Origin of the sequence: Saccharothrix luteola, from assembly GCF_020859565.1 — a bacterium.
In the GTDB taxonomy this organism is placed as follows: domain Bacteria; phylum Actinomycetota; class Actinomycetes; order Mycobacteriales; family Pseudonocardiaceae; genus Actinosynnema; species Actinosynnema luteola.
This window is the reverse complement of record NZ_JAJHUO010000032.1, coordinates 48,481-75,041: the sequence shown is the minus strand read 5'-3', so window position 1 is coordinate 75,041 and position 26,561 is coordinate 48,481. Positions and strand designations below refer to the sequence as shown.

The following is a 26,561-nucleotide window of genomic DNA, read 5'->3' as shown; positions in this document are numbered from 1 at the left end:
GACTCCACGGTTGGCGGACATGGAGGCGGGAATCGAACCCGCGCCCTCCCCGTCCGGAGCGGGGCGATCTGCCACTGATCTACTCCATGAGGTGGCGGGATCGTATCGGCCGCGCACGCCCGTCGCTCCCGATTTACCGTTGTCCGCACGTTGATCGGGGCATTGCGGTTGGATCGGGCGGATGACGGATCGGATCTCGCCGCGGCAGTTCCACGAGGCCGAGGGCGTCGAGGACTGGCGGGTGCTGTTCTCCGGGGCGTGCGCCCACTTCCGGGTCGACTCGTTCACGGCGGGCGTCGCCTTGGTGGACGCCATCGGCGGGCTGGCCGCGGGCCGTGACCCGGAGGTCGACCTCCGACCGGCAGGCGTGACGGTGTGCCTGCCGCCGGTGGGTTTCGGCGGCCAGGACCGAAGAGACGTCGAGCTGGCCCGGCGGATCTCGGCGGCGGCGCGCGAGCTGGGCCTGCCCGCCGACCCGTCCGCCGTGCAGGCCGTGCAGATCTCCGTCGACGCGCTCGTGAGCGCGACGGTGATGCCGTTCTGGCGGGCCGTGCTCGGGTACGAGCAGGTCGGTGACGAGGACCTGCTCGATCCGCGTCGCCGGGGACCGTCGCTGTGGTTCCAGGGGATGGACGCGCCGCGTCCGCAGCGCAACCGGATCCACGTCGACGTCTCCGTGCCGCACGACCAGGCGGAGGCGCGGGTCGCGGCCGCGATCGCCGCCGGCGGGCGTCTCGTGAGCGACCGGCACGCGCCCGAGTGGTGGACACTGGCCGACGCCGAGGGCAACGAGGTCGACGTGGCCACCTGGGTGGGCCGCGAGTGACCGCCACATGTCGCCGCCGATGGTTCGTCGGCCCGGAACAACTTGTGCGATGGGTGAGGCGATCAACGGCCCGGGCGGCTACTTCGGCTGGAACCTCGACGCGCTCGACGAGTGCGTCACCGGGCAGTTCGGCGCACACCCACCGTTCCGACTGGTGTGGCACGACTCGGCCATCGCAGCCGACCGCCTGGTCGTCGGCCACGACCGGCGCAAGCCTGCTCCGGCGATTCCCTTGTCATACCTGCTCGACATGTTGTCGGAACACCACATCGAGGTCGACCTGCGCTGAACCGCCGCCCGTCCACCCCGACCGCAGGCTCAGGACAGGCCAGGCTGTGGCGACGACCGCCGCGCTTCTGCCCGGTGGTCACACACGCGTGCGCGTCAGATCGAGGTTCGACGTCCGGCAACTGATCGCTGTCGATCAGCCGGATGATCCGTGGCTTCCACGACATGAGTCGATATGCGGTCATGCCGATGTGCGTACGCGGTGTAGTTCAGGTCGTAGTGTGAGGGTCGTGGAACCTGCGCCGGCCAACGGGGATGACTGCGATCTCGCCGCCACCGCGGTCTGCTGGCTCACCGACGAGCCCCAGCCCGGCCTGATCCTCGTGGAGTTGACCGACGTCCGGGGAAGGTCGCACCAACTGGTCGGCAAGGTCGCCTACTTCGACAACGGCGACGACCTGACGCCGGACGCGGCCTATCCGAGGCCGGCCCTCGTGCGATGCACGATCGACCACGTGCACCACGACGTCGCCACGGTCAGCACCCGATGGGTGAGCGATCGCCACGGCGAGCCCTTCGTGTTCGACGTCTCTGTGACCGCCCTCCAACCGATCCCCTGAACAGCGAACCGGTCGGGTGACCGGTGCCGTGAACGTCCGATGCCGCCGCCGAGCGGACATCCGCTGACCTTGAACTCCGGGTACGCACCCGCCACGATGACGCGGTGAACGCGACCTGGAGCCTGCGGTTGATCGGGTACTGGCTCGGTCCTGAGGCACCGGATTGGCCTGACGTCCGGTCGTTCGTCGATCACTCGCCCGACCCCGTGCTGCGCGATCGAGTGGTGGAATACCTTCGGGGCGGGAGCGTGTTCGTCGCCGCCGCCGGCACGTCACTTTGTCGCATCTGCGGGCAGGCGAACGGTAGTGCGGAGCTGACGGACGGCGTTCGGTTCGTCTGGCCGGAAGGTCTCGCGCACTACGTCGAGGCGCACGACGTCAGACTGCCGGCCGAAATCACCGCGGCGATGGACATTCTCCCGCGGCCGGTGGACGTCACCGAGTTCGAGCGCCGCCTGCTCGACAGGAACGAGCTGGTCGTCGACGTGGACTGGTGGCGTGACCTCAGGGAGCGCTGAAGCCCTGGCACGCGGGACGGGTTCGACCGCGTCGTAGTCGGGTGGTGAGCCGGCAAGGCGGCACCCGCTGCTCCGACGTCCGCTCCTGCCGATTCACGGTGGACCAGCTGGTAAGGCCCGCTCCCGCACCGTCCGGTGGACGACAAGCCCTGAGCTCAACCTGACGGGTGGATGTCCCCTCTCGGCGTCGCACCCGATCGGGGTGCGGGAGCTGACAGCCGTCGCGCGGTTGCGGGAGGCTGACCCGTATGACAGGGGTGTTCGCGGTCATGTCGGCGTTGGTGTCGCTCCTGACCGTCCCGCTTCCCGCCGGTACGGGTGTGGTGGTCGACTCGGACCGGTCGGTGGCCTGGCACGGCTCGGTCGGACGGGACGACCGGCGGGCCCGGGACGTGCCCGAATGCCGGGTGGGGTGTGACCGGGTCGAGGTGGTGGTGCGGCTGCCCGCGCGGTTGCGGGACCGGCCCGGTGGGGTCGAGGTGGCGATCCGCACGGTCGGTGCCACGGTTGACGACAGCCTGGGTTTCGCGGTCTACGAGCGCGGTCGCCGGATCGCGCTCACCGAGGCGCAGATCGGCACGTCCCGCTCGGTCTGGCTGCCCAAGGCCACCGCCCGCTACACCGTCTACGTCTTCCAGAACCCGTTCGTGCCCGAGTTGGCGTCACCCACCGTGCGGTACGAGGGGTTGGTGGAGAACGAGGATTCCCCCGTCGAACCCGCGCCGCGCGACCTCCTGCCCAACCTGGAGGCGCTGCCGCAGCGGTTCGCGACCTTCGACACGCCGCCGCCGATCTTCGGGGACGCGGCCGAACCGGGCTCGTCGTGCTTCGGCAGCGAGGTCGAGGAGCAGCACGCGCGGTTGTGCCTGCGGTTCGGCCAGGCCATGGCCAACACCGGCGAGGGGCCGGTGGACGTCCGCTACCGCACGCCCGCCGGGCAGCGGCCCGACGAGGTGCCCGGCGTCCAGCGCGTCCACCGTTCCGACGGGACGTTCACCGAGCTCGCGTCCGTGGGCGCGATGCGCTACCACCCGATCCACTCCCACTACCACTTCGAGGACTTCTCCGTCTCCGAGCTGTGGGCGGTGGACGCCGACGGGCAGCCGACCGGGACCGCGCCCGCGGCCGTGGGGAAGAAGAACGGCTTCTGCATGGCCGACACCGAACTGGCGTGGTGGGACCGGAAGGGCAGCGCGCCCCAGAGCTACCCGGCGCCCCGCTGCTTCGCCCCCGAACCCGACTCGCCGCCCGGCGTCGACGCGTTCAGGAACGGCATCGCCCGGGGCTGGGCGGACGAGTACTGGTGGGCGCTCCCGGACCAGATGATCGAGGTCAGCGGTCTGGCGGATGGCACGTACGCGCTCGTCACCCGCGTCGACCCCGTGAACAAGCTGCGCGAGCTCGACGAGAACGACAACTGCGTGCGCGTACCGGTCACGCTCGGCAACCTCGCCGGCGACACGCCGGTGGCGGCACTGGGCGCCTCGGCCGTGCCCTGCTAGTGATCGCGAGCAGTCGAGTGGCACGTCCGGTGCCACTGCCCCGCCGGAGTGGCTCCTCGTGCTCGGGTCCGCACTGCCCGTGCTTGGATGGCCGGCCAGGCCTCGTGCTGGCGGGCGGTCTTCTCCCAGAGCGCGGTCAGCTGTTCGGGCTGGATGTCGTCCAGCGGTATCCGGAACTCGGTCAGCGCCTCGGCGAACTCGTCCGGAGTGGACAACGTGCGTCGATCGGCGCCGTGCGGCCCGGCGCGGGTGATCGTGCGCGCGCGGAGGGGCCAGCTCGTGGTCGTCGCGGTGGTGTTGAGCCACGAGCACTTGGTGCATCCGCCACGTCCCGGTGTCGAGGCGCTCCATCCGGTAGGTCAGCTTCCCCTGCCGGTGCGCACCCTCCCGCAACGGCAGCGGCTCGAGGAACGCGTCCCGCCGCACTCCGGCAGACCTGCACCGACGAACTCGACGACATCGACGCCGCCGCGATCGTCGGCGCCGGCGCCGGGGCCGTCCTCGCGGCCGGACAAACAGCCCTGCGCACCGGTCGACCCCTCGGCATCGCGATGCAGCGCGCCATCGACCTCGCAACCCGGCAACGGGAGTGACCACGGGCAACAGCGGTGCCTGCGAACATGCCGCTGATCGGGCGTCGGCGAACGAACGCACGTACCGATGAGCGGATAGACGGGCGGCGTGCGGCGGAACGGCGCGTGTGTTCCGTGGGCTCGGTCGACTTGGCGGGAGGCGGAGACCCGATCGGGTGCAGCGGGTGCGGAAGGGCTAACGCCGATCGCCCGGCGGCGAGATAGGTGATGTGACGGGTTGGCGGCGGTGGGCGGTCGTGGCGGTCGCGCTGGTGGCCGTGGTGACCGTGCTCGTCCGTGCCCTCGGCTCCCCGAACGGGCTGCAGTCGGCGGCCAGTGTCGGCAGCCTCGTGGCGGCGCTGACGCCGCTCCTGCTCGGGCTCGTCCTCTGGGCGCGCCGGCCACCGCTCGTGACGCTCACGACCTCGACCGCGGAGCAGGCCGACGCCGCCCAGCGCCAGCTGGCGGGCCAGGTGCTCGGTCAGTGGCGCGACGAGATCGACGTCCGTCAGCTGGACGACCCGGGCCCGCTCGCGGTGCGCTGGCGGTTCACCGAGCTGGACGTCGCGGATCACGTCGAGCACGTCGCGCACGAGAGCCGGTTGCGCGTCCTGCTCGGTCGTGGGCGCCACCGGTTCACGGGGCGGACCGACCGCATCGGCGACATCGCCGCGCGGTTCCGGGACCTGAAGCGCCGGCGGCTCGTGATCCTGGGCGAGCCGGGCACGGGCAAGACCACGCTGGCCTTGTTGCTGCTCCGCGAACTGCTCGACCACGCGGAGCCCGGTGAACCCGTGCCCGTGCTCCTCTCCCTGTCCGATTGGGATCCCGGCGCCGAGACGCTCCACGAGTGGCTGACCCACCGGCTGGCCGAGGACTACCCGGCGTTGCGCGCGACCGCGTTCGGTCCGGACGCCGCCCGCTCCCTGGTGACCGGGCGGCGGGTCCTGCCGATCCTGGACGGTCTGGACGAGCTGCCCGAGCGCGTCCGCCCAGCGGTGCTGCTGCGCCTGAACGAGGTCGCCGCGGATCCGCTCGTGCTCACCTGCCGCACCGCGGAGTACCAGGCGGCCGTCACCGCGCCGGGCGGGGACGTGCTCACCGGCGGCGCGGTCATCGAGCCGGACCCGCTCACCCCCGCCGACGCCGCCGACTACCTCGCCGGGTGCCTCCCGCCGGGCGCCGCGGCCGACTGGCGCGGTCTGCTGACGACCCTCACCGGCGATCGGCGCGGCCCGGTCACCGAGGCGTTGTCCACCCCGCTGGCGCTGTGGTTGCTCCGCAAGGTCTACGTCGACACCGGCACGCACCCGGCCGAGCTGTGCGACCGCGGCCGGTTCCCGAGTGCGGACGCGGTGGTCGAGCACCTGCTCGACCACCTGGTGGCCGCGCTCGTCACCGTCAACCCGCCCCGCGACGGTGAGCACGTGTTCCGGCCCCGGCGGGCCTGGGAGCCGACCGACGCGACGAGGTGGCTGACGTTCCTCGCCCACCACCTGACCACGATCGGCAGCCGGGACTTCGCCTGGTGGCGGCTGCACCGCGCGGCGCGACACCGCGTCGCGGTCGCGTCGGGGCTCATCGCCGGAGTCGTGCTGGGGCTCGCGGTGGCGGTGGGCGAAGGGCTCCTCGTCGGGCCCGTCAACGGCGCTCTCCTCGGCCCCTTGGTCGGGCTCGTGTTCGGCTTGGTCGTCGGGTTCGCCCGCGGGCTCACGATCGGGCACGTGGCCGGTCTCGCGTTCGGGTTCAGCCTGCTGGGCGCCGCCGTCGGCGCGGGACTCGTCGCCGGTGAACCCGTGGTGGGACTGGTGTTCCTGGTCGCGGGCGGCATCCCGGTGGTGATCGTCGGCGTGCTGGCGGCGCGGGCCGTCGGGTTCACCCCGCGGGAGACGCCGGCGTACGCGGATCTGCGGCTGCGCGGTCGAACCCGGTCGCTCGTGCGCGAGCTCACGAGGTGGGCCGGTGGTGGCCTGGTGCTCCGGTTCGTGCCCGGGTTCTCGGCCGGGCTCGTGTTCGGCGGCGTGCTCGGCGCGGCGGGCGAGACCTCCGACGGGCTGTGGTCCGGACTGGTGTTCGCCCTGGTGTTCGGAGGCGCCACCTGGCTCGCGGTCGGGCTGGTCGACTGGGCCGAGACCCCGCAGGCCGACGACCGGCCGCGGACTCCGGTCACCGCGTTCCGCCGCGACGTGCGGCTGGTGTGCCTCAAGGCGGTCGTGGGCGGATTCGTGATCGGCCTCGCGTTCTGGGTCCAGGACGTGATCGGCGGGACCTGGGGATCGCCGACCGGGCTTGTGGTCGGGGTCCTCGTCACCCTCGCGATCGCACTCGGGGTCGGGGCTCACCAGCCCAGCGGGCGGTACCTGGTGGCGGTGCTCGCGCTGCGTGCCCGCCGGCAAGTCCCCCGACGGCTCCTGGGTTTCCTGGACGACGCCCACCGGCTGGGCATCGTCCGCCGGACCGGTCCGGTGTACCAGTTCCGGCACGCGCGGCTGCAGGACCACCTCGCCCGGAAGTCCCTGCGATGATCGTGCGGTGACCGCGACCAAGGCAGTGGGGCTGCACGGCGTCGACCTGTGGGCGTACGACGCGAGCTTGTCGCTGGTGCTCGCCCAGGCGGTGCGCCTCGTCGAGGAGTCCTCGCCCGACCGGCGGCCGGCGTGGTGGTCGGGTGTCGTGCGGAAGTTGCGCGTGCACGCGGTGATCACCGAGTTCCACCTCGACCTCGACCTCGGGCTGAGCGCCGGACAGCGGGAGGAACTGGCGCGGTTGTTCGACGAGGCGGCCGGACTGGTGCGGGAGCGTGGGGTGTTCACCGCCGACGAGGCGGCTGCGTGGCCGATCCTCGACGACACGCCGGTCACGTTCCGGGGCCGGGAACCGCAGCCGACGGCGCCCGCGGCGGAGTTGGGGCACGCGTTGGCGCAGTTGATCCGCGGCACGCTCCCACCACCACCTACCGGGACGCGGTGGTTCTACGGGTCGCCGGGCGGGCGGCGCACCATCGCCATGGGCGGCGAGCGGGAATCGCGGTGAACCCTTCCCCGCGACCGCTCCCGATCCGCGACCGCGCGGGCAACGCGTTGGTGGGGTTCCGCACCGTCGTCGACGGGGAGTTGGAGTCCCTGGGTGATCGGGACGTCGTCCCGGCTGCCCTGGTGGTGGTCGAGTACGCGGGCGCCGTGCTCATGGTGTTCGACGCTTGGCGCCGGGAGTGGGAGCTCCCGGGTGGCGGGCGCGAGCCGGGGGAGACGACGCGCCAGACCGCGGTCCGGGAACTGCGCGAGGAGACCGGCATCGGCGAGGTGGCGCTGGACGGTGTCGCGGTGGCCGAGTTCGACCTCGTCGCACCGGACCGCCATGAACTCCTCGCCATCTACCGGGTGCGGCTGCGGGCCGCGCCCCGGCTGCTGGTCAACGACGAAGCGCTCGACTTCCTGTGGTGGCCGCCCGCCGACCCGGTCGTCGACGGCATGAGCCCGCTCGACGCCGAGATCGCCCGACGTGTCGCACGGCCCTCGACCGCGTGAGCCGGCCGCCCGTCAGCGCGGTCGGGTGGCGGCGGTGATCAGGGTGATCAGCTGACGGCGGAAGTGGTCGTAGTCGTCCACCGCGCCCAGCAGCGACTCGGACTCCTGCTCCTTGCGGCGGGCCGTGGCCAGGACGTCGCGGCCGGTCGGGGTGATCTCGACCAGGGTGCGGCGACGGTCGCGGGTGTCGGCGCCGCGGGTCACGTGGCCGGAGCGGTTCAGCCGCTCGATGGTGCGGCTCATCGTCTGGTCGGTCACCCGGCACAGCGTCGCCAGCTCGCGCTGGGCGAGGGGCCCGTCGGCGAGGTGGTGCAGCGCGATCAGGCCCGCGTGGGTCAGGCCCAGCCCGTCGAGCACCTCGTCGAAGCGGCTCTCCACGACCCGCGCGGCCACCGACAGCAGCCGCCCGGTCGGCCAGGAGTCGACGTCGGCGCGCACCTGATCCGGTCGCCGCGACACCTCCCGCTCGTCTCCTCGGCCCATCGGACCATCTTCGCAGAGCAACCGGGGCACGATCGTTCAGCCTGCTGAGTGTTTTGCCATAATGCTCAGCATGCTGAACGTTTTGCGGGGTCACAGCCGGCTGCTGCTCTGGGGCGTGGCGGGGAGCTTCGTGCTCACCGGCCTGGTGTGGCTGGTCGGCCAGGGCCTGCACGGCACGGTCCTGCTGCCCGACCGGGGTGCCTCTTGGTACTACTGGAAACTGCCCGAGCCGACCTTCTGGACGCGCGCGTCGGCGTGGGCCGGGTACGCGGCGCACCAGCTGGTGTCCTGGGGCCTCATCTACTACGCGCAGACGCGGGTCCGCCGCTACACCACGGGCTTGCACCGGGTGAACGTCCTCGCGCTCGCGGCCAACGGCGGCTTCATCGCGCTGCACGCCGTGCAGACCCGGGTGTTCTACGACGGCATCGCCCAGGACGTGTCGATCTTCAGCTCGCAGGGCTCGGTCGTGCTGCTGCTCGTGGCCGTGCTGCTGATGGAGAACAAGCGACGCGGCCTGTTCTTCGGCAGGCAGGCGCCGATCGCGGCCGACGTGGTGGCGTTCGTGCGGCGGTACCACGGCTACCTCTTCAGCTGGGCCGCGATCTACACGTTCTGGTACCACCCCATGGAGTCCACCAGCGGTCACCTCATCGGGTTCTTCTACATGTTCCTCCTCCTGTTCCAGAGCAGCCTGATGTTCACCACCGCGCACACGAACCGGTGGTGGACGCTCGGGCTGGAGCTGATGGTGGCGCTGCACGGCACGCTGGTCGCGGTGATGAACTCGGGCCCGAACGGGATCTGGCCCATGTTCCTGTTCGGGTTCGTCGGCGTCTTCGTGATCACCCAGCTGCACGGCGTCGGGCTGAGCCGGACGTCGCGGTGGTGGGTGGCCGGTGCGATCGGCGTGGCGGCCCTCGGCGTCTACGCGTGGCGCGGGTACGACCGGATCGACGAGGTCGTGCGCATCCCGGCCATCGAATACCTGCTGGTGGCCGTGCTCGCGCTGATGATCTGGGCGCCGCTGCGGCTGGTCCGGGCGACCCGCCGGTGACCCGGGCTCAGGGCCGCACCCGCTTGGTCTCGTACGCCCGGATGGCGATCTGGACACCGGGACAGCGAGTACACGAGAACGACGACGAACCCCCGGCGTAGGGGGAAAAGGGCTTGCCGCCGAGGACCGACGCGAGGTCGACCACCATCAACCCGCCGAACCCGAGCCCCACCGCGGCGAGCGGGCGAACCCGCCGCCACAGCATCGCGAGCGCCAACGCCACACCGGCCACGACGCCGACGGGACGCCACACCACGTCGGCGCGAACGACGACCTCCGCCGGTGCCGTTCCCGCCACCCCCGCGACGAGCAACCAGTCGCGCACGAGAACCGGCGGACCCCGGCCGTCAGGCTCCGTCCGCGGCCAACCGGGCGTTCTCCTCACCGGCCACGGAGTAGGGCCGCGGACGAGACGGCGGATCGACCGAAAGGGCAGGTCCGGGCCTGGCCGATCGGTCAGGGCGACACTGGCCGAGATCCCGGTGCGCCACGTCCCCGCCGCGATGACACTGGACCTCCTCGCCAATCAAGGAGCGGATCCGTGACGACGCCAAGGCAGTACCGGGACACGCCCGTCGACGTGAAGCTCGTGCTCTGCGCCCTGTGGGTCACGATGCTCTTCGTGTTCGCCTACGTCGACATCTTCGGGCTCTTCCGCGCCGATGTCCTCGACGCCGCGCTCGACGGCAAGATCGCGAACACGGCGTTCGCGGTCGACCAGGTGTTCCTGACCACCACCCTGATCTACATCCTGCCGTCGATCCTGATGGTGGTCCTGACCCTCCTCCTCGCACCCCGGGTCGACCGGATCGTCAACATCGTCGTCAGCTTCCTCTACCTGATCACCATCGTCGTGTCGTGCATCGGCGAGACGTGGGTCTACTACCTCCTCGGCAGCCTCGTCGAGGTGGTGCTCCTCGTCGTCATCGCCCGCACCGCCTGGAGGTGGCCGTCGCCGACGGTCGCACCCTCGCTGTCATGACCAACCGAGGCCGCACCCTCCTGCCGCAGAGCGGCTACCGCACGTTCGTGACGTGTTGGTGCGCCGGGAATGCCACGCACGAGTAGAACTGCAAGCTGGAGCCGCGACCGATCACCAGCATCGTCGGTTCGTCGGCAGGTAGCCGTCGTCCTCGTGGTCGAGCGGGCACCAGAGCACCTGCAGCAGGTCGGCGCAGTCCGGGCGGGGGAGACCGGGGACGTCCCGCGCGTACGGCTGGGCCACGCCCGCGCCAGGATCCGCCACAGCAGTGGGCCGCCGATCGAGCTGTCCGCGAGGTCGGTTCGCCGGGCCGGGGGTGCAGCCGCACGGCGGTGCGCGCCGGCGGCGCCAGGCGGGGCAGGTGTGCCGCGACGTCGACCGGGCGCGGCGCAGTGGTGCGGACCACGGCGGGCATGCTGTTCCGGGCTGTCCGGCGGGGGTGACGGCGGTCGGAAAATGCGTTCACGGTCCGGTCGGACGGCTGGTAGCGTCGGGGGGAATCGCTGACCGTGGAGGAAGCCATGGCTGCCCGGAGCCTCACGCCGGGCCACCGCACCGAGGCCGGTTGACGGCCCGGGTCGCCCGGTGACATCGCCTGTGAACGCCGATGCACCGCGAGGAGTTCCTCCATGTCCGAAACACCTTCGTCCACCTGGTACGTGGACTTCTTCACCGAATTGCCCAACGAGTTCTGGCGGCGCGCCGTGCCGCCGGAGGTCACCGTCGAAGAGATCGACTTCGTCGAGCAACGCCTCGGTCTCGCGCCCCGCTCGCTGATCCTGGACGTGCCGTGCGGCAGCGGGCGGCACAGCGTGGAGCTCGCCCGGCGCGGGCACCGCGTGACCGGTGTCGACCTGTCCGCCGAAGCGATCGGGCACGCCCGGCGCGCCGCCGACGGCCTCGACGTCGAATTCGTCCGCGCCGACATGCGGGAGATCCCGCGGGACAACGGGTTCGACGCCGTGCTCTGCCTCGGCAACAGCTTCGGCTACCTCGAGCTCGACGGCCTGCGGGAGTTCGCCGCCGCGCTGGGCGGCGCCGTCCGGCCCGGCGGCGGCCTGGTCGTCGACTTCGGCTCGGCCGCCGAGTCGGTCCTGCCCGGCTACCGGGCCGAGCCGCGGACCATGCGGACCGGCGACATCACCGTCCTCGCGACCAGCGAGTACGACGTCGCCGGGAGCCGGGTGTTCAGCCGCTACCGGTTCACCCGCGGCGAGGAGCAGCTCGACGTGACCGCGATCCACCACGTGTACACGGTGGCGCAGATCGTCGACCTGCTGTCCGGCCACGGGTTCACCGACGTCGAGCTGTTCGGCGGCCCGGGCGGCGAACCCTACGGGATCGGCAGCGGGCGGCTCCTGCTCGTCGCGCGCCGATCGTCCTGAGTGGACACTCCGGCCGGAGCCGCCGCGCTCCGGCCGGAGTCGCACCGGAACACCCGCTCAGGCCGTCCACCACGAGTCCACGTCCAGCACGCTGTGCGCGGTCCGTTCGAGCACCCCGTCGCGGAGCCGGCCGAGGAACGGGATCGCCGCCGTCAGCACCGAGAAGAACACGTACCTGTTCCAGTCGAGGGACAGGCGCAGCGCGTCGCGCAGCACGGCGAGCGCCGCGTCGTCCGCCCAACCCGGATAGCCGGTGACGGCGGCGAGAGCCCTGGCCTTGTCCGCGTTCGACTGGCCGATCGAGGTCAGGCGCCGGCCTGTGCCGGACGGCGTGCCGATCGCCGACGCCGTGCGGTGCGCCGTCTCCGCGAGTTCCCGGGCCCACTGCCTCCTCGCCGGCACGCCGTGTGCGTGAGTGGCCAGTGTCGTCAGCACGACCGCCAGCGTCTCGTCGCTCGGCAGGCCGTCACCCTCGTCCCAGTACTCCACCCGGTACGGCTGCGGATCGCGGATGACGGCCAGGGCGGTCTCGAAGCGGCCCGCGCGCGCCAGCCGCGTGACGACCGCGTCGAGGACCGCACCCCGGCGAAGGTCTTCGTACCCCGCGATCGCATGGGGGTCCGTGCCGTCCGGGGCGTCGACGAGCGCTTCGAGAGCCGCTGAGAACCTGTGGTCGTTCCGCTCCGCGCGGCGGCGCAGCGCGGTCGGCAGGTTCACGGCCAGTTCGGTCAACCCGCCGTGGGCGAGCAGGTCGGCCACCCGCTCGCCCAGGGTCTCCGCACCTTCGCCGAGCAGGTTGAGCGCGGCGCCCACGTCGCCGCCTTCGAGCAACCCGACGACGGCCGGGGCACGGCCGTCCCGGTAGGCGAGCCGGTCGGCGACGGCCAGCGCGGCGTCGACTCGCCCGGACCCGGCCAGGGCGCGCACAACGGCGTCGAAGAAGACGCGGCGATCGCGTTCCACGCCCTGCGCCGGCAGGACGGACAGCGAGTGCAGCGCGACCGCTCGCGCGAGCTCCGGGCGCCCTTCGGCCAGCTGGCCCCGCACCACGTAGGCCAGCGCGGTGGCGCGCACCCGCAGCAGCTTGTCGAACTCCGGCAGGACCCGGCGCAGCTCGTGATCGTCGCGGGCGACGATCGCACGCCGGACGAGCGGGTACGGCGACGACTCCACGCGCCGGCGCAGCACCTCCACCACCTCGTCGGCGGTGGACGCGAGGGCCAGGTCCGAGTCGAACGTCGGCCGGTCGAGCAGGTCTGCGGCCATCTCGGCGGTCGGCGGGCCGTCGACCAGCCCGAGGACGTCCGCGAGCCGGGCGAACGTCGACCCGCGCGTGATCGAGCGCTCCGGTATCGCCTCGGCGACCTCGATCGCCTCCGCCCCGAAGCCGGCCCTGGCCAGGATGACCGCGACGTCCCCGCGCGCGGCCTCCAAGTGGCCGAGCGCACCCAGCGCGGCCTCCCTGGCGTCCACGGGGGACCGCACGGCCAGCGCGCTCGCGATCGTCAGCAGCACCTGGACCTTCCCCTGGTCGGAGGTGAGTCCGCTGAGCAGGTCCCGCGCCCGTTCGACCGCGCCCGCGTGCACGTGCGAGATCGCGATCGCGGCCCGGACCACCTCGGCCGACTCGCCGTCCGCGCACAGGTCGAGCAGCTCACCGTCGACCCCGGCGAGGACCGCCTGGTGGGCGAGGACGACGGCGGCATCGCGTCGCGGCGTCGCGACGGCCCACCCGGAGAACTCGTCCCAGTCGATGTCGAACCACCAAGCGATCTCCGGCCACTCGCGGTGCCGGCGGCTCTCGGTCATGCGGCTGAGCCCGGCGAGGACGCGCGGGCCGTGCTCCGGCTCGCCCATCCTGACCCGTGCCGCCGCGACGCCGACCCGGTCCTCGTCCCACGGGTGCTCACGTCCGGCCAGCAGGAGGCTCGCCTTGTCGACGAGCCCGCGCGCGGCATCGGTCCGACCCCGGTCGGCGACGGCGATGGCCAGCTTCGCCACGGTGAGCGGCAGGTTGTCAGGGTGCCAACCGGTGATCCGGTCGTCGATCCCGTCGGCGACCGCCAACGCTCGGTCGACCTGCCCGGCCTCGGCCAGCGCGAGGGCCAGCAGCGCGTGGGCGATCGCGACGTCCGCGCGGTCGGTGAAGCCCCGCGCGATCGTGAGGCCCAACTGCGCGGCGCCGTTGCGCACGAGGGCGGGCGCGATCCGCTTGAACGCCAGGGCGACCGGCCGCCCTCGCGCCCAGATCCTGATCACCTCGCACCCATCCGCCACCGCGCCCGCCGAGAACAGCTCCAGCGCCAACTCCTCCAGGCACGACGACTGGTGCCGGTCGCCCGCCGCGCGCGCCGCGCCGACCGCGGCGCCGACCGCTTGGCGGCACCGCTCGGGCTCGCCCGCCCGCCACAGCGCGACCGCGATCGACTGGAACGCCCGGCACCGGTCGATCGGCCGTTCGGCCAACGCGGCATGTGCCTCGGCCCGCGCCGTCTCACCCGCGGCGACGAGGGCCGCCAGCAGTGATCCGGGGACGTCGTCGGCCATGCCCTTGACGTTCACGGCGGCCAGGGCCGTGCGGATCTCGGCCACGACGTCCGGCGGCGACCTCCGCACCAGGATGTCGAGGACGGCGCTGACGTCCGCCCGCACGCCCCGCGGCGACAGCGTCCTGGCCACCATCAGCTCCAGCCGCCGCCTGCCGACCAGCCGCGCGGCCAGCTCGAAGTCGTTCGCCCGGTCGACGTGGGCGATCACGGTGGTCAGCGCGTAGTCGGGCGTGTCGTCGGGCCACCCGGCCTCGGCGTAACCCCGGCACCAGTCGAGCAGGCGCCGGTCGGCCGCGCGCCGCTGCGCCGCCGTCAACCGGGTGGCCAGCACCACGGCGAACTCCTCGTGCATCAGCTCGTGCCGCGGCGACCCGATCAGGAACCGGCGCACCGGCGCGAGCGCCCGCCGGATCCGGTGGGCCGGCGCGCCGAGGGCCTCGGCGATCTCGACCTCGGTCAGGCCGCGGGCCGCCGCGAGCAGCAGGGCGAGCGCGTCCCAGGTCGTGTCGTCCTCGGCGTCGACCTCCAGCAGGTCGAGCTGCCAGCGGAAGTACCCGGCCACGTCCGAGGGCCGTTCCCGTCGGTAGGCGGCGAGGGCCGCCTCGCCGCGCCCCGCCACGTCCTGGGCGGTGAACCGGGCGAGCAGCGGTTCGCCCCGGGTCACCTCGTGCACGGCCGCCCCGAACGACGCGGGCTCGGCGGAACCGAAGACGTGGAGCAGTTCGACGACCTCGGCCACGGACAGCGGCGGCAGCGCCACGAGGGGCGCGCGGTGCAGCGGGTGGTGCGGCGGCACCAGCGACCGGGCCCGCGGACTCGGCCGGGAGGTCACGACCACGTGCGTGAAGTCGGGCACGTGCGCGGGCAGGAGCTCCGCGACACCCGGGCGGTCCGGCGAGGCTTCGTCCAGGCCGTCGACGACGAGCAGCAGCGGCCGGTCCGGCCCCGCGTTCGCCGCGGCCTCCTGCCACAGCTCGTCGAGCCGGCGGGCGCCGTCGTCCGACCGGTCCAGCAGCGCCGCCAGCTGACCGGTGAGCCCGGCGACGAACGCGGCCGGCGTGTGGTCACCGAGGTCGCGGCGCAGCGAGAACCCGACGAGGTCGGGCGCGGGACCGTCCCACGCGTCGGTGGCGTGCCGCCGCCACAGATCCGCGACCAGCGTCGTCTTGCCGAAACCGGCCGGCGCTTCGACGAGGGCGTAACCGCCTTCCCGCGCCCCGCTGAACGCCATCAGCCGACGTACCTGGCTCTCCCGCCCCACGACCGTGGACGTGTGCTCGACGATCGCCGCGCTCAGCTCGTACCGGAACGCCGCCCGTGCGCCCCGGCGTCCACCGGAGGGCGGTGGCGGCGCCGTGACCGACTCGGCGACGGGGCTCGATCCGCCGTGCGCTTCGACGAGGCGGCGGAACCCGGGATCGCGCACCACAGCGTCCAGGCGTGCCGCGTGCAGCCGCCGGTTGCCAAAGTCGACGTCGTCCAGCACGACCACGCCCACCAGCAGACCGGCGCAGAAGACGGCGGCGCCGGACACACCGGCCCAGGCCCGCCGCCCCGGCTGCGGCGCCGCGTCCTGGTCGAGGACGTTGCTGCCGTGCGGCCCCGTCGACAGGGGGTTGAGCACGCCGGCCAGCTGCTCGACACCGGCGCCCGCCTCGCCGTAGTCGGCGAACCCCGGGAACCCGATACCCGAGTAGCGAACCTGCTCGATGCCGTCGGCGACGCCCCACCGCACGGCGTCGCCGATGTCCCCGTCCTCGGGCGGCTCCAGCTCCAGCAGCGCCACGTCCAACTCGGGATGGCTCCACACCAGCCGGGCGTCGCGCGGTCGTCGTTCCCGGTTCGGGTGACCGAGCCGGACCACGACGCGTGGCCAGGCGCCGTCACCCGCGCTGACGACGTGCCTGGCGGTCAGCACCAGCCGCCTGCCGATCAGGTAACCCGAGCCGGTGCTGCGCGCCACCGCCTCCGTGCCCGCGCGGACGTCGGCGAGCCTGCGCTGGTCCATCAGCTAGTCCACGGACGCTCGACATCCCGGGAGACCTCGAGGTTGCGGCCGGTGGCGGCGTCGGTGGCGCTGAGCCGGAGCTTGATCCGGTGCGTGCGGGCGCTGGCCGCTTTGCCGTCCGAGTTCACCGAGACCACGCCGAACTGCACCTTCGCGCCGGCCTTGGCCTCCTTGCGCACCTCGACGAGGAGCTCGACCTCGACCTCGGTCACCTCGAAGCGGAACTGGTGGTCGGCCCCGGCGTCCTGGGCCAGGCCCAACTCCTCCCGCAGCCCGTCGATGGCCTCCGCGATGCCCACCCGGTTCGTCACGTCCCAACCCCCTGTTCACTGCGCCGAGAATCAGGCCGATTGTGACACGATCACCACTTCGCCCCGGCTGGGGAACATCCGCTCACGCCGTCGGTTGCCGAACGGGCTCCTGTCGGGGACGGCCTAGGAGATCTTGCGGCGGTAGGTGGCCGTGGCGAAGGCGTAGGCGACGACGAGGATGCCGACGCACCAGCCGAGGGCGAGCCAGATGTCCGTGCCGATCGGCTGCTGGGTGAACAGGTCGCGGATGGTGTTGACGAGCGAGGTGACCGGCTGGTGCTCGGCGAAGGCGCGCACCGGGCCGGGCATGGTGTCGGTCGGCACGAAGGCGGAGCTGAGGAAGGGCAGGAAGATGAGCGGGTAGGAGAACGCGCTCGCGCCGTCGACGGACTTGGCGGTGAGGCCGGGGATGACGGCGAGCCAGGTCAGCGCCAGGGTGAACAGGACCAGGATGCCCGCGACGGTGAGCCACGCCGTGAGCCCGGCTCCCGTGCGGAAACCCATGAGCAGGGCGACGAGCACGACGACCACGAGTGAGATCAGGTTGGCGACCAACGAGGTCAGCACGTGCGCCCACAGCACGGACGAGCGTGCGATCGGCATGGACTGGAATCGTTCGAAGATGCCGCCCTTCATGTCCAGGAAGAGCCGGAACGCGGTGTAGGAGATGCCCGAGGCGACGGTGATGAGCAGGATGCCGGGCAGCAGGTACTGCACGTAGGAGTCGGAGCCGGTGTCGATCGCGCCGCCGAACACGTAGACGAACATCAACATCATGGCGATCGGCATGATCGCGGTGGTGATGATCGTGTCGGGGCTGCGGGCGATGTGGCGCAGGGACCGTCCGAGCAGGACGGTGGTGTCACCGAAGAAGTTCTTGGTCATTGCCCGGTCCTCACTCGTTCGTGCCGACGAGCGAGAGGAAGACGTCCTCCAGTGTCGGCTGCTTCTCGACGTACTCGACCTTGGCGGGCGGGAGCAGTTGCTTGAGCTCGGCGAGCGTGCCGTCCACGATGATCCGTCCTTCGTGGAGGATCGCGATCCGGTCGGCGAGGTGTTCGGCTTCGTCCAGGTACTGCGTGGTGAGCAACACCGTCGTGCCCCGGTCGGCGAGGTCCTTCACGGCCTGCCACACCTCGATGCGGCCCTGCGGGTCGAGACCGGTGGTCGGTTCGTCGAGGAAGATGACCGGCGGGTTCCCGACGAGGCTCATCGCGATGTCGAGCCGGCGGCGCATGCCACCGGAGTACGTCGACACCTTCCGCGCGGCGGCGTCGGTCAGGGAGAAGCGCCTCAACAGGTCGTCCGCGATCCTGCCCGGGTCCTCGAGGTGACGCAGCCGGGCGATCAGGACGAGGTTCTCCCGGCCGCTGAGGATCTCGTCGACGGCGGCGAACTGCCCGGTGAGGCTGATCGACTCCCGGACGTCGGCGGCCCGGGTGGCGACGTCGAAGCCGTGCACGCTCGCCGTGCCCGCGTCGGCCTTGAGCAACGTGGACAGGATCTTCACGGCGGTGGTCTTGCCCGCTCCGTTCGAGCCGAGCAGGGCGAAGATGCTGCCTCGCGCCACGTCGAAGTCCACGCCGCGCAACACGTGCAGCGACTTGTACGACTTCTCGAGGCCTCGCACTCGGATGGCGGGTTCGACGGTGGGGCGGGTCGTCATGGGCAGGTCTCCCGGGGCTCGGCTTCGGCGCGCTCGGGGGAAGCCCGACCGCTACTCGGTGGTGCTGACTACCGGTACCTAGTAAAGCCGAGTAGTGGTGCCGGGTGCAAGTCGCACGGCTCGCGCAGGCACAGCGGGGCCGTCCTCGCGGTTGCCGGTGACGAGGCGACCAGGGATCTACTTGCGCGCGCCGGCGGTCGTGGCGAGGGCACGTGCCTGCTCGACGGCTTCGTCCGGGCTGCCCGCCCAGCGCACCCCCGGCCAGCCGCTGGTCCACGTGCGCCAAGTGTTCTCGATCTTGTCGTAGCGATCGGCCAGCAGCACGTGGGGCCGGTCGAGCAGCAGGCACAGCAGGTGCCCGTGCAGGCGGTCGGTGACGACGACGTCGCCGGCCAGCAGGTCGATCCCCCGGGTGAGCTGGAGCGCCGCGAGCTCGTCGTGGGCGGCGGCGACGGCGGACGCCGACTCCGGGCCGGGACGCGCGTGCACCGCGTGCACCGCGGCTCGCAGTCGCCGTCCGGCGGCTTCCCGCCGCAGCCGCCAGGCCGGGGCCGCACCGAGTTCGTCCGCCCAGTCGGTGTGCAGCGTCCTGCCGCGTGGCGCGGGCCGGGGGAGACCGGTGGCCTCGTGATCGGACCGGGCCAGCCACACCACGTCGTGCGCCCGGTGGCCCGTCGTGGCGGGCGTGGGCAGCGTGAAGACCATGTCGGGGCACAGCAGGCTCGTCGCGGCGAAGTGGGTTCGGGCCAGTTGGAGGCTGTGCCGGTCGCGCACCAGGAGGGTGAGGTCGGGGTGGGCGTCGAAGACGTCCCGCGCCCGGCGGAGGTTCTCCTCGTCCCGGAAGCAGATCGACTGGGGCAGTTGCACGATCCGGTGCCGGGGGAAGGACCGGATGACGTGTTCCCGGAAGCGCTGGCGCTCGGGCCACAGGTCGCCGAGGTTGCCGCCGCCCTGCAGCAGGATCACGCCCTCGGGCACGACGGTGAGCAGGTCCTCCCGCCGGAACGATCGCTCGTCGCAGGTGTAGGCCACCGGCACGCCCAGTTCGCGCAGCACCGCGCGTTCCCCCGACCAGATGGCGCTGTCGCCGACGTTGGCGTAGAGGGGGAAGTCCACCAGCGCGCACGGCGTGCCGGGTGCGAGCAGCGCCGAGAGGACTCGGGTGATCTCGCTCCGCAGCCGCGCTCGACGCCGTGCGGGGACTTCCCGGACGACCTCCGCGGTCACCCGGCCACCTGCCGGTGATCGCCCGCGCGACGCAGCCCTTCCCGCAGGGCGTCGGCGATGTCCTGCCGTCCCCGGTTCTCGGCGTCCTGCGCCAGCGAGCGCATCGTGTCCCGGCCGGGCTCGTCGGGCATCGGCACCGCGCGGACCAGCTCCAGGTCCAGCGCCGCCGGCAGGGTCGGGCACCGTCCCGACGCGCCCGCGAGCTCGAGCGCGACCATGGTGCCCAGGCACTTCTGGCACTGCCCGCAGTTGTGGCCGGGTTCGCTCTTCCAGCAGACGCAGAGGTCGTCCAGGGCCGGATCGCCGTCGCCCGCCATCCGGATGACCTTCTCGGCGCGGGTCGCCTCGGCGCCGTCGTGGACGATCTCCAAGCCCTCGGTGGAGAACAGGTGGTCCAGCAGGGGGTGCGAGCCCAGGGGTGGCAGGTACCGGTACTGGTCGCTGGAGGCGATCAGACAGCGTCCCAGCAAGCCCTGCAGGCTCAACGCGACCGAGGCCAGCGCCGCACCGTGGTACTCCGGCCAGAAGGCGGTGGGCTCGCACGTCGACCGGACGTTGGTGTCGATCACGAGCAGTTGCTTGCCCGTGCGCGCCGCCACGTGCCGCAACCTCTCCAGCAGGTGCTCGTAACGGCTGCCCGCCTTCCGCTCGAAGTTGGCGAACAGCAGGTGGGTCACAGGTTCCCAGTCCGGAGCCGCGGACCTGCCGATGTCCTTGAGGAGGCTGTAGAACGAGTCCACCCCGGCGGTGAAGAACAGCCCGACCGCGTCGCCGCCCCCACGGGTGGCGACGGGGGCGCGCAGGTCGACCGGGTGCAGGTGCGGCCACCAGGCGGTGTAGAGGTCGGTGATGGTGGACGCCGAACGGAACAGGCGGCGTGAGACGGGTGCGTGGACGTGCACGTCCTCCTTCAGCGCCATCGCGGGCATCATCAGCGCGGCGAGGAAGGCGTCCCCCACCGGCGGCATCCACTCCGGTTCGCCGCCGTGCACGGTGAAGTGCAGGCGTTGGCCGCCCGGCGTGAGGGCCGAGTCCACCGCCGCCGACAACCGCCAGCCGTCCGGCGTCCGATCGCGGACGACGTCATCGATGATCACGGTCGCGCCTCCCCTCGGACCATCAGACGATCAGCATGGAGTCGCCGAACTCGTGGAACAGGTAGCCGTTGGCGATGAGGTCGTCCCGGTAGGCCTTCAGCAGGGCCTCCCGCCCGGCGAACGCGGCGGTCAGCAGCAGCTCCGAGCTCTTCGGCCGGTGCAGGTTGGTCATGAACGCGTCACAGGCCCGGAACACGTGCCCCGGCATGATCGTGAGCTGGGTGAAACCGGTCTGGGGCCACAGCCGTCCCCGGCTGTCGGCGACCGTCTCCAGGGTGCGCATCGCCGACGTGCCGCAGACCACCACCCGGCCACCGTCGCGTCGACACCGGTTGATCAGGTCGGCGGTGTCCGACGACACCTCGTAGCGTTCCGCCCGGGGCAGGTCGAACCCGGTGGACGGGTCGTCGAGGTCCTCGCGCACCGGCAGGCCTTCGCGCACCGCCTTGCGGCGCACCATCATCCGCACGAAGTACCGGCTCCGGGCGGCCAGGTAGAGGGTCACCTCCGCCACGGCCACCCCGGCGGCGCGCAGCCCGTCGAGCATCTCCGGCGTGAAGTGCCGGCCCGCCGAGGGGAGCAGCACGGCGCCGGGCCGGGAGGCGTAGACGGTCTGGTACTGCTCCGGGTCCAGCGGCGCGCGGTCGAGGTAGCCGGGGCAGATCATCTCCGCCGCCCGCTGCAACGACTCGGCGTCGGGCGGGTCGACCGCCGCCCGCCACACGCCGGCGTCGGCCTCGTGCAGGAGGCGCACCGTGATGTCGCCGTCCCCGCCCAGGCGGAACTCCGCTCCCGGCGCGCAAGCCGCCGTGGGCGCGACCAGGCAGTGCCACGTGCCGTCCTCGACGGGGGAGTGCAGGCTCACCGCCACCGGCTCACCGCCGGCGTCGACACCTTCGAGCAGCGACGGGACCACCCGCGCGTTGTTGAGCACCAGGACGTCCCCGGCGCGCAGGTACTCGCCCAGGTTCGAGAAGTGGCGGTGGTCCACCTGTCCGCTGCCGCGGTGCAGCACGGCCAGGCGGGCGTCGGTGCGCTCGCCGCCTCGCGCCTCGGGTGGTTCCTGCGCGATCAGTTCCTGCGGCAGTTCGAACTCGTAGTCCGCCGTCCGCTCCACGACCTCGGTCATCGTCTCGTCCTCCAGCTGAGTCCCGCGGTCGTGCCGAAATGAAATGGGCGACCCTTTTCCGGGCCATGACAGTATGCGTTCCGCCGTCCGCGCCGCTCAATTCCCCGACAGGAGGTAAGAAAGGGCCACCATCGTGTCGTCCGTGGATTGTCGTGCTGTGCACCGATCACGCGTGATTACCCACGGTCGCGACCATCGGGCCCGTTGGAGGGCACTTCCGGTCATTCCCAGGACATCGCCTTGCCGCGTCGACCGGCGCGGCAGTACTTTTCGGGTGCCGTCGGCAATTCCGGTCCACCCACTCTGGGAAAGCGGTGGTGCTCCGTGGCGTCGGGTTCCGCTTCCACACCGTCCGTCAGCGTGATCGTGCCCGTGCGCAACGCGGCGGCCGTCGTGGAAAGCCAGCTGGCCGCCCTGTCCGAACAGGACCACGAGGGGCCGTGGGAGGTGGTGGTCGTGGACAACGGGTCCACGGACGGGACCGCCGACGTCGTCGCCCGGTGGGCGCACCGGCTGCCCGACCTGCGGGTGGTGCGCCACGAGCCGCCCGGGGTCAACGGCGCGCGCAACGCGGGCGCCCGGGCCGCGAACGGCGAGCTGCTGCTGTACTGCGACGCGGACGACGCGGCGACCACCGGCTGGCTTGCCGCCATGGCGCGGGCCGCGTCGCGGGCCGACGTGGTCGGCGGGTACCTCGACAGCACCGCGCTGAACAGCGAACGCGTCCGCACGTCCAGGTCGCCCCACCCCGCGGACCGGCTACCGGTCGTCATGAGCTTCCTGCCCTACGCGGTGGGCGCGAACATGGGCGTGCGGACCGAGGTGTTCCGGGCGTTGGGCGGGTTCGACGAGAGCTACACCGCCGGCGGCGGGGACGACGTCGAGTTCAGCGTCCGAGCCCAGCTGATGGGGTGCTCCGTGGCCTTCGCGCCGGACGCGGTGATGCGCTACCGATTGCGGGACCGGATGTGGTCGCTCGCCAGGCAGCAGGTGGGCTACGGGCGGGGCGACGCGAAGCTGCTCAAGGACTTCCGCGAGCACGGGATGCGCGCGAGCGGGACGAGCAGCGCACTGGCGGACTGGCTCAAGCTCGTCCGGCGCGCCCCGGTCCTCGCCTCATCGGATCGCGGACCCTGGGTGTGCCGGTTCGCGTGGCGGCTCGGCAGGCTGCTCGGCAGCGCGGAGCAGCGGGTGTGGTGCCCATAGCCGTCCGGGAGGTGGTCGTCTCGACGGAGGAGGGAACCGGTGACCGACGTTCACCATCTCGAAGTGCACCGCGCGCGACGGGCTGGACGTGCTGTTCCGCCGTCGCTACCCGCACAGCCTCGGGCTGCTGTACAGCGCCTTCACCCGGCGCTGCGGCCTGCGCCCGAACGAGGACGAGTACACCACCATGGGGATGGCCGCCTTCGGCGAGCCCCGGTACACCGACCACCTCCGGGCCGAGTGGATCGCGATCGACGAACCGGGTTTCCGGTTGCGCGCCAACGTGCACCGAGGCATCGGCGACTGGATGCCCGAGGCGCTGCCCGAGGACCTCGCGGCCGGCGTCCAGGCCGTCACGGAGGAGGTGCTGCCGGGCGCGGCGCGGTGGGCGCGCCGCGAGACCGGCAGCCGCAACCTGGTGCTGATGGGCGGCGTGGCGCTGAACTGCGTCGCCAACTCCAGGATCTGCGCGACCGGCGACTTCGACCACGTGTGGATCTTCCCCAACCCCGGTGACGCCGGGTCGAGCCTGGGCGCCGTCGCGGCCACCACGCGGGAACCGGTGACGTGGTCCGGGCCCTCCCTGGGCACCGAGATCCGGCGGGCGCTCGATCCCCACGAGGTCGTCGATGGGCTCAAGGCGGACGGGGTCCTCGCGGTGGCGAACGGGCGTGCCGAGTTCGGCCCGCGCGCTGGGCAACCGGTCGATCCCGGCGGACCCGCGGACCAGGCGGATGAAGGACCGCGTCAACGAGGTGAAGGGGCGGGAGAAGTTCCGCCCGTTCGCGCCGGTGATCCGGGAGGAACGCACGGCGGAGTTCTTCGAGATGCCGGTCCCGGCGACGCCGTACATGTGGTTCACCGCGCGGTGCAAGGGACCCGGGGAGGTTCCCGGCCGTCGTGCACGCCGACGGCACCAACCGGGTGCAGACGGTGACCCGGGAGCAGCACCCGCTGCTCTACCGGGTGCTGCACGAGTGGGAGCTGGAAACCGGGTGCCCGATGCTGCTCAACACGAGCCTGAACTCGCGGGGCGAACCGCTGGTGAACTCCTGGGAGCACGCGTCGGCGTTCGGCCGGCGCGAGGGGATCGAGGTGCTGTGACGGTCATGATCGGACTCCTCGTGGCGAACGGCTGCAGCTGCACCCGCGGCCAGGAATTGCGGGATCCCGGCACGAGCGCGTGGCCCGCGGTGCTCGCCTCCCGGTTGGGCACCCGCTCGCGAACCTGGCGTGTGACGGAGGGTCGAACCGCCGGATCGCCCGGACCACGGTCGGCAACCTCGACCGGGTGTGCCGCGAGTTCGGCGTGCCGGTCGAGGAGACCCTGGTCCTGTGCATGTGGACCTGCGTCTACCGCAGTGAGTACCACCTCCGGCACGGGCATGACCCACTTCCGATCCATGTCGAGCGAGCGGGGCGGCACGATCAATCTGCTGACCGACTGGGTCCTGCTGGACTCCTGCCTCCGCCTGCGCGGCGCGGTGCCCAGGTACACCTTCTCGTGGGACGTCCTGCCGTCGAGGATGCCGGGCGAAGCCGTGGAGCTGTGCCGTCAGCTCGACCCGACGTCGGTCTTCGGGACGAGGTCGCGAGCAAGGGCAATTCGATCAACGGCGTGACCTGGAAGAAGTTCGAGTTCGGCCCCGGCGGGCACCCCTTGGAGGCCGGTCACGCGTACTTCGCGGCTGTCCCGGTCGCGAACCTGGCCTGTGTAGCACCCCCTCGAAGCGGGGCACGCGCTCGGCGACGATCACCGTCGCGCGGTCAGGAACTGGTCGGGCCGCAGGCCCTTCGCGGTGATCCGCGTGTCGCCGATCCAGCCGTGGAAGCCCTGGCCGTAGCGCAGCGCGAACTGGGTGCCGCCGAGCGCGAACGGCCTGCCCAGGGTCGAGATGCCGCGTGACTCCTCGGCGGCGTTGCGGGCGATCTTCGCGCCGTCGACGTACATCCTGGTGTGGCGACCGTCGTTGACCACGGCGACGTGCGTCCACCGACCGACCGGCACGGCGTGGCTCCACGACGTGGGGTCGGCGTCGACGGGCACCGGGTAGACCACGAACTGGAGGAACCGCTCACCGGACAGGTTGAGGCTGCACGTCGGCTCGTCGTCGGACCAGCCGCTGGTCTTGCCCGCGTCGCCGGCGCGGCCTTCCCAGCTGAGCAGGCCCATCCACGCGTGGTCGCCGACGAGCGGGTCGGGCAGCTTGAAGAACGTCTCGATGGTGTAGCCCGCCTCGAACCGCATGGCGTTGAGCGGTGCGGTGTCGGACGTGCGCAGCACCGCGCCGCGGTCGGGGTCCTTGCCGCCGTCGAAGCGCAGGCTCGCGTGCGCGGGCTGGTCGTCGTGGTGCTCGGTCGACCAGGTCAGCACGTCCGGGCCGCTCCCGTGCAGCCGCGTGACGGTGAGGTCGTTGCCGCGGCCGGTGAGGTCCCGCGCCACCGCGCCCGCCGGCACGGGACCTTCGCCCGCCGGGAACCCGGCCGCGTCGAACCGCCAGTACGCCACCGTGTCGCGCGTGACGACGGCGCTCGCCGGACGCGCCGGCGGCACGACGGGCGGCGCGAAGCCCGCGAACCGCTCCCGGAAGTCGATCTCCACGGTGAACCGGTCGGTGTCGCCGGTCAGCCTCGCGGTCTCCGACTCGGGCCGCGTGTCGCCGTCGCGGTCCAGCAGCCACGGCGAGAACGTCTCCACGTCGATGACGTCGCGCGAGAGGTCGAACGTGTAGAACCGGACCATGCCCGCGCCGCCGTAGTAGCGGTCCTGGTAGTTGGTCAGGTGCAGGTGCACGTCGTGGCCGTGGTCGTTGACCAGGGTGGTGCGGCCGGACGGCCAGTAGTGCCCGTTGAGGGTGAGGAAGACCTGGTCGTTGCGGCGGATCAGGTTGTCCCACAGGTGCCTGCCGTGCGCGGAGAGCTGCGCGTCCGGGCTGCCCGCGACGAGGTCGTGCGTGGTGAGGATGGCGGGCAGCGACCGGTGCCGGTCCAGCACACCCTGCGCCCACTCGATCCCCTGGTCCGACACCCGCCAGTCCAGCGCGAGCACCAGCCACTGCCGCCCGCCGGCGCGGAGGACGTGGTAGCTGTTGTAGCCGTCCGGGGCGAACCCGCCGAAGGTCGGCATGCGGCGGAACCGCTCCGGCCCGAACACCCTGGAGAACGGCGTCGGCCCGCGCCGGTCGTCGGTGTTGCCCGGCACGTCGTGGTTGCCCGCCAGCACGCTGTAGGGGACGCCGTCGGTGAACACCGAGTCGGCCAGCCGCACCTCGGTCTCCGTGCCGTGTTCGGTCACGTCGCCGAGCTGGGTCAGGAACACCACGTTCGCGTCACGGCGGCGCGCCACCTCGCGCAACGCCACGCGCACCGGCTCGGGGTCCGAGCCACCCTCGTCGAGCAGGTACTGGGTGTCGGGCAGCACCGCGATGGTGAAGCGGGGGTCGGCGGTGTCCGGTCGGGCCGCCTTGCGCTCGTCGCGCTCGTCACCGTGCGCGAGGGGTGAGAGCACCGCGGGTGCCATCGCGGCGGCAGGCGCCACGACCGCGGCCTGGAGCAGTGCGCGCCGTCCGACTCGGTTCTCCGCCATGAAGGTGCCTCTCTGCCGGTGGGTGGCGAGAAGCCTCGTCGGGTCGCGTTCCACGGCGCCGACGTGCGCGGGAACACTCCGC

The 26,561-nt window shown here is 72.2% G+C and carries 26 protein-coding genes, 1 tRNA gene and 3 pseudogenes; 17 read left to right on the top strand and 13 right to left on the bottom strand.

The features are described 5' to 3' along the window. Window positions 1-17 precede the first annotated feature (17 nt). A tRNA-Arg gene (locus LNK82_RS37015) sits at window positions 18-89 on the bottom strand. 92 nt (window positions 90-181) lie between these two features. On the opposite strand from LNK82_RS37015, the gene LNK82_RS37010 reads away from it, so the two are divergent. The 5 genes from LNK82_RS37010 to LNK82_RS36990 all read left to right on the top strand — a co-directional run bounded on the left by LNK82_RS37010 (window position 182) and on the right by LNK82_RS36990 (window position 3,694). After that, on the top strand, window positions 182-826 hold the full coding sequence (locus tag LNK82_RS37010) for a 4a-hydroxytetrahydrobiopterin dehydratase (RefSeq protein WP_230569050.1): 645 nt from the start codon (window positions 182-184) through the stop codon (window positions 824-826). 49 nt (window positions 827-875) lie between these two features. Next, window positions 876-1,115, top strand: a complete 240-nt coding sequence (locus LNK82_RS37005) for a barstar family protein (RefSeq protein ID WP_230569051.1) — start codon at window positions 876-878, stop codon at window positions 1,113-1,115. Window positions 1,116-1,344: 229 nt separating this feature from the next. Beyond that, window positions 1,345-1,674: a hypothetical protein gene (locus LNK82_RS37000; RefSeq protein ID WP_230569052.1), complete on the top strand. Its 330-nt coding sequence runs from the start codon at window positions 1,345-1,347 to the stop codon at window positions 1,672-1,674. Window positions 1,675-1,778: 104 nt separating this feature from the next. After that, entirely contained in the window at window positions 1,779-2,192 is a 414-nt protein-coding gene (locus LNK82_RS36995; protein ID WP_230569053.1) for a hypothetical protein, read from the top strand. Between the two features lie 248 nt (window positions 2,193-2,440). Continuing rightward, entirely contained in the window at window positions 2,441-3,694 is a 1,254-nt protein-coding gene (locus LNK82_RS36990) for a lysyl oxidase family protein (protein WP_230569054.1), read from the top strand. Here LNK82_RS36990 and LNK82_RS36985 read toward each other — a convergent pair. After that, complete coding sequence (locus LNK82_RS36985; protein ID WP_230569055.1) at window positions 3,691-3,909, bottom strand: hypothetical protein; 219 nt, start codon at window positions 3,907-3,909, stop codon at window positions 3,691-3,693. The two genes, LNK82_RS36990 and LNK82_RS36985, sit on opposite strands and share 4 nt — an antisense overlap. Window positions 3,910-4,496: 587 nt before the next feature. Here LNK82_RS36985 and LNK82_RS36980 point away from each other — a divergent pair. From LNK82_RS36980 to LNK82_RS36970, 3 genes are read left to right on the top strand one after another with little or no spacing between them, the layout of a single operon-like run. Then, window positions 4,497-6,791 (top strand): NACHT domain-containing protein, encoded by a 2,295-nt coding sequence (locus LNK82_RS36980; protein WP_230569056.1) that lies wholly within the window; start codon window positions 4,497-4,499, stop codon window positions 6,789-6,791. 7 nt (window positions 6,792-6,798) lie between these two features. Continuing rightward, window positions 6,799-7,299, top strand: coding sequence for a hypothetical protein (locus LNK82_RS36975; protein ID WP_230569057.1), 501 nt, complete (start codon window positions 6,799-6,801; stop codon window positions 7,297-7,299). After that, a complete protein-coding gene (locus LNK82_RS36970) occupies window positions 7,296-7,793 on the top strand; it encodes an NUDIX hydrolase (RefSeq protein ID WP_230569058.1) in 498 nt (165 codons plus the stop codon). The genes LNK82_RS36975 and LNK82_RS36970 overlap by 4 nt, the downstream gene beginning before the upstream one ends. 12 nt (window positions 7,794-7,805) lie before the next feature. Here the strand turns inward: LNK82_RS36970 and LNK82_RS36965 are convergent, their stop codons facing one another. Then, a complete protein-coding gene (locus tag LNK82_RS36965; RefSeq protein WP_230569059.1) occupies window positions 7,806-8,276 on the bottom strand; it encodes a MarR family winged helix-turn-helix transcriptional regulator in 471 nt (156 codons plus the stop codon). A gap of 70 nt (window positions 8,277-8,346) precedes the next feature. Here LNK82_RS36965 and LNK82_RS36960 point away from each other — a divergent pair, with 70 nt between their 5' ends. Beyond that, the gene (locus LNK82_RS36960; protein WP_230569060.1) at window positions 8,347-9,333 is read left to right on the top strand and encodes a hypothetical protein; all 987 of its coding nucleotides are present in this window, start codon (window positions 8,347-8,349) and stop codon (window positions 9,331-9,333) included. A gap of 7 nt (window positions 9,334-9,340) precedes the next feature. Here LNK82_RS36960 and LNK82_RS47990 read toward each other — a convergent pair whose 3' ends face one another. Further along, a complete protein-coding gene (locus tag LNK82_RS47990) occupies window positions 9,341-9,658 on the bottom strand; it encodes a hypothetical protein (protein ID WP_230569061.1) in 318 nt (105 codons plus the stop codon). A 216-nt stretch (window positions 9,659-9,874) separates the two neighbouring features. On the opposite strand from LNK82_RS47990, the gene LNK82_RS47985 reads away from it, so the two are divergent. Next, entirely contained in the window at window positions 9,875-10,315 is a 441-nt protein-coding gene (locus LNK82_RS47985) for a DUF6326 family protein (protein WP_230569062.1), read from the top strand. Window positions 10,316-10,426: 111 nt separating this feature from the next. Here LNK82_RS47985 and LNK82_RS47225 read toward each other — a convergent pair whose 3' ends face one another. After that, window positions 10,427-10,558: a hypothetical protein gene (locus LNK82_RS47225; RefSeq protein ID WP_268996868.1), complete on the bottom strand. Its 132-nt coding sequence runs from the start codon at window positions 10,556-10,558 to the stop codon at window positions 10,427-10,429. Between the two features lie 386 nt (window positions 10,559-10,944). Between LNK82_RS47225 and LNK82_RS36945 the strand changes: the two genes are divergently transcribed. After that, window positions 10,945-11,700 carry a class I SAM-dependent methyltransferase gene (locus LNK82_RS36945; RefSeq protein WP_230569063.1) on the top strand — a complete coding sequence of 252 codons (756 nt, stop codon included), beginning with the start codon at window positions 10,945-10,947 and terminating at the stop codon, window positions 11,698-11,700. Between the two features lie 57 nt (window positions 11,701-11,757). Here the strand turns inward: LNK82_RS36945 and LNK82_RS36940 are convergent, their stop codons facing one another. From LNK82_RS36940 to LNK82_RS36910, 7 genes are all read right to left on the bottom strand, one after another. Next, a complete protein-coding gene (locus LNK82_RS36940; RefSeq protein ID WP_230569064.1) occupies window positions 11,758-16,257 on the bottom strand; it encodes an AAA family ATPase in 4,500 nt (1,499 codons plus the stop codon). Next, window positions 16,257-16,568 carry a trypco2 family protein gene (locus LNK82_RS36935; RefSeq protein ID WP_230569065.1) on the bottom strand — a complete coding sequence of 104 codons (312 nt, stop codon included), beginning with the start codon at window positions 16,566-16,568 and terminating at the stop codon, window positions 16,257-16,259. The genes LNK82_RS36940 and LNK82_RS36935 overlap by 1 nt, the downstream gene beginning before the upstream one ends. Window positions 16,569-16,691: 123 nt before the next feature. After that, the gene (locus LNK82_RS36930) at window positions 16,692-17,453 is read right to left on the bottom strand and encodes an ABC transporter permease (protein ID WP_230569066.1); all 762 of its coding nucleotides are present in this window, start codon (window positions 17,451-17,453) and stop codon (window positions 16,692-16,694) included. Between the two features lie 10 nt (window positions 17,454-17,463). Beyond that, window positions 17,464-18,234, bottom strand: coding sequence for an ABC transporter ATP-binding protein (locus LNK82_RS36925; protein ID WP_230569067.1), 771 nt, complete (start codon window positions 18,232-18,234; stop codon window positions 17,464-17,466). Between the two features lie 177 nt (window positions 18,235-18,411). Further along, entirely contained in the window at window positions 18,412-19,461 is a 1,050-nt protein-coding gene (locus LNK82_RS36920; RefSeq protein ID WP_230569068.1) for a polysaccharide pyruvyl transferase family protein, read from the bottom strand. Next, complete coding sequence (locus tag LNK82_RS36915) at window positions 19,458-20,558, bottom strand: hypothetical protein (RefSeq protein WP_230569069.1); 1,101 nt, start codon at window positions 20,556-20,558, stop codon at window positions 19,458-19,460. Before LNK82_RS36915 ends, LNK82_RS36920 begins: the two co-directional genes overlap by 4 nt. Before the next feature lie 22 nt (window positions 20,559-20,580). Continuing rightward, a complete protein-coding gene (locus LNK82_RS36910; RefSeq protein WP_230569070.1) occupies window positions 20,581-21,687 on the bottom strand; it encodes an S-adenosylmethionine:tRNA ribosyltransferase-isomerase in 1,107 nt (368 codons plus the stop codon). Between the two features lie 324 nt (window positions 21,688-22,011). Between LNK82_RS36910 and LNK82_RS36905 the strand changes: the two genes are divergently transcribed. The 6 genes and pseudogenes from LNK82_RS36905 (at window position 22,012) to LNK82_RS36890 (ending at window position 24,515) form a co-directional block, all read left to right on the top strand. Next, on the top strand, window positions 22,012-22,893 hold the full coding sequence (locus LNK82_RS36905) for a glycosyltransferase family 2 protein (RefSeq protein ID WP_504947827.1): 882 nt from the start codon (window positions 22,012-22,014) through the stop codon (window positions 22,891-22,893). Between the two features lie 88 nt (window positions 22,894-22,981). Continuing rightward, a pseudogene (locus LNK82_RS48460) lies at window positions 22,982-23,419 on the top strand (carbamoyltransferase N-terminal domain-containing protein); the annotation flags it as partial. 103 nt (window positions 23,420-23,522) lie between these two features. Further along, window positions 23,523-23,708 (top strand): annotated as a pseudogene (locus tag LNK82_RS48455) (carbamoyltransferase C-terminal domain-containing protein); the annotation flags it as partial. A 118-nt stretch (window positions 23,709-23,826) separates the two neighbouring features. Next, window positions 23,827-23,997 (top strand): carbamoyltransferase C-terminal domain-containing protein, encoded by a 171-nt coding sequence (locus LNK82_RS47215; RefSeq protein ID WP_308257252.1) that lies wholly within the window; start codon window positions 23,827-23,829, stop codon window positions 23,995-23,997. Window positions 23,998-24,076: 79 nt separating this feature from the next. Further along, window positions 24,077-24,271 (top strand): annotated as a pseudogene (locus LNK82_RS48450) (DUF6071 family protein); the annotation flags it as partial. A gap of 25 nt (window positions 24,272-24,296) precedes the next feature. Beyond that, window positions 24,297-24,515, top strand: coding sequence for a DUF6071 family protein (locus LNK82_RS36890; RefSeq protein ID WP_230569112.1), 219 nt, complete (start codon window positions 24,297-24,299; stop codon window positions 24,513-24,515). 131 nt (window positions 24,516-24,646) lie between these two features. On the opposite strand, the gene LNK82_RS36885 is transcribed toward LNK82_RS36890, so the two are convergent. Next, window positions 24,647-26,479: a LamG-like jellyroll fold domain-containing protein gene (locus tag LNK82_RS36885; protein WP_230569072.1), complete on the bottom strand. Its 1,833-nt coding sequence runs from the start codon at window positions 26,477-26,479 to the stop codon at window positions 24,647-24,649. Between the last annotated feature and the right edge of the window lie 82 nt (window positions 26,480-26,561).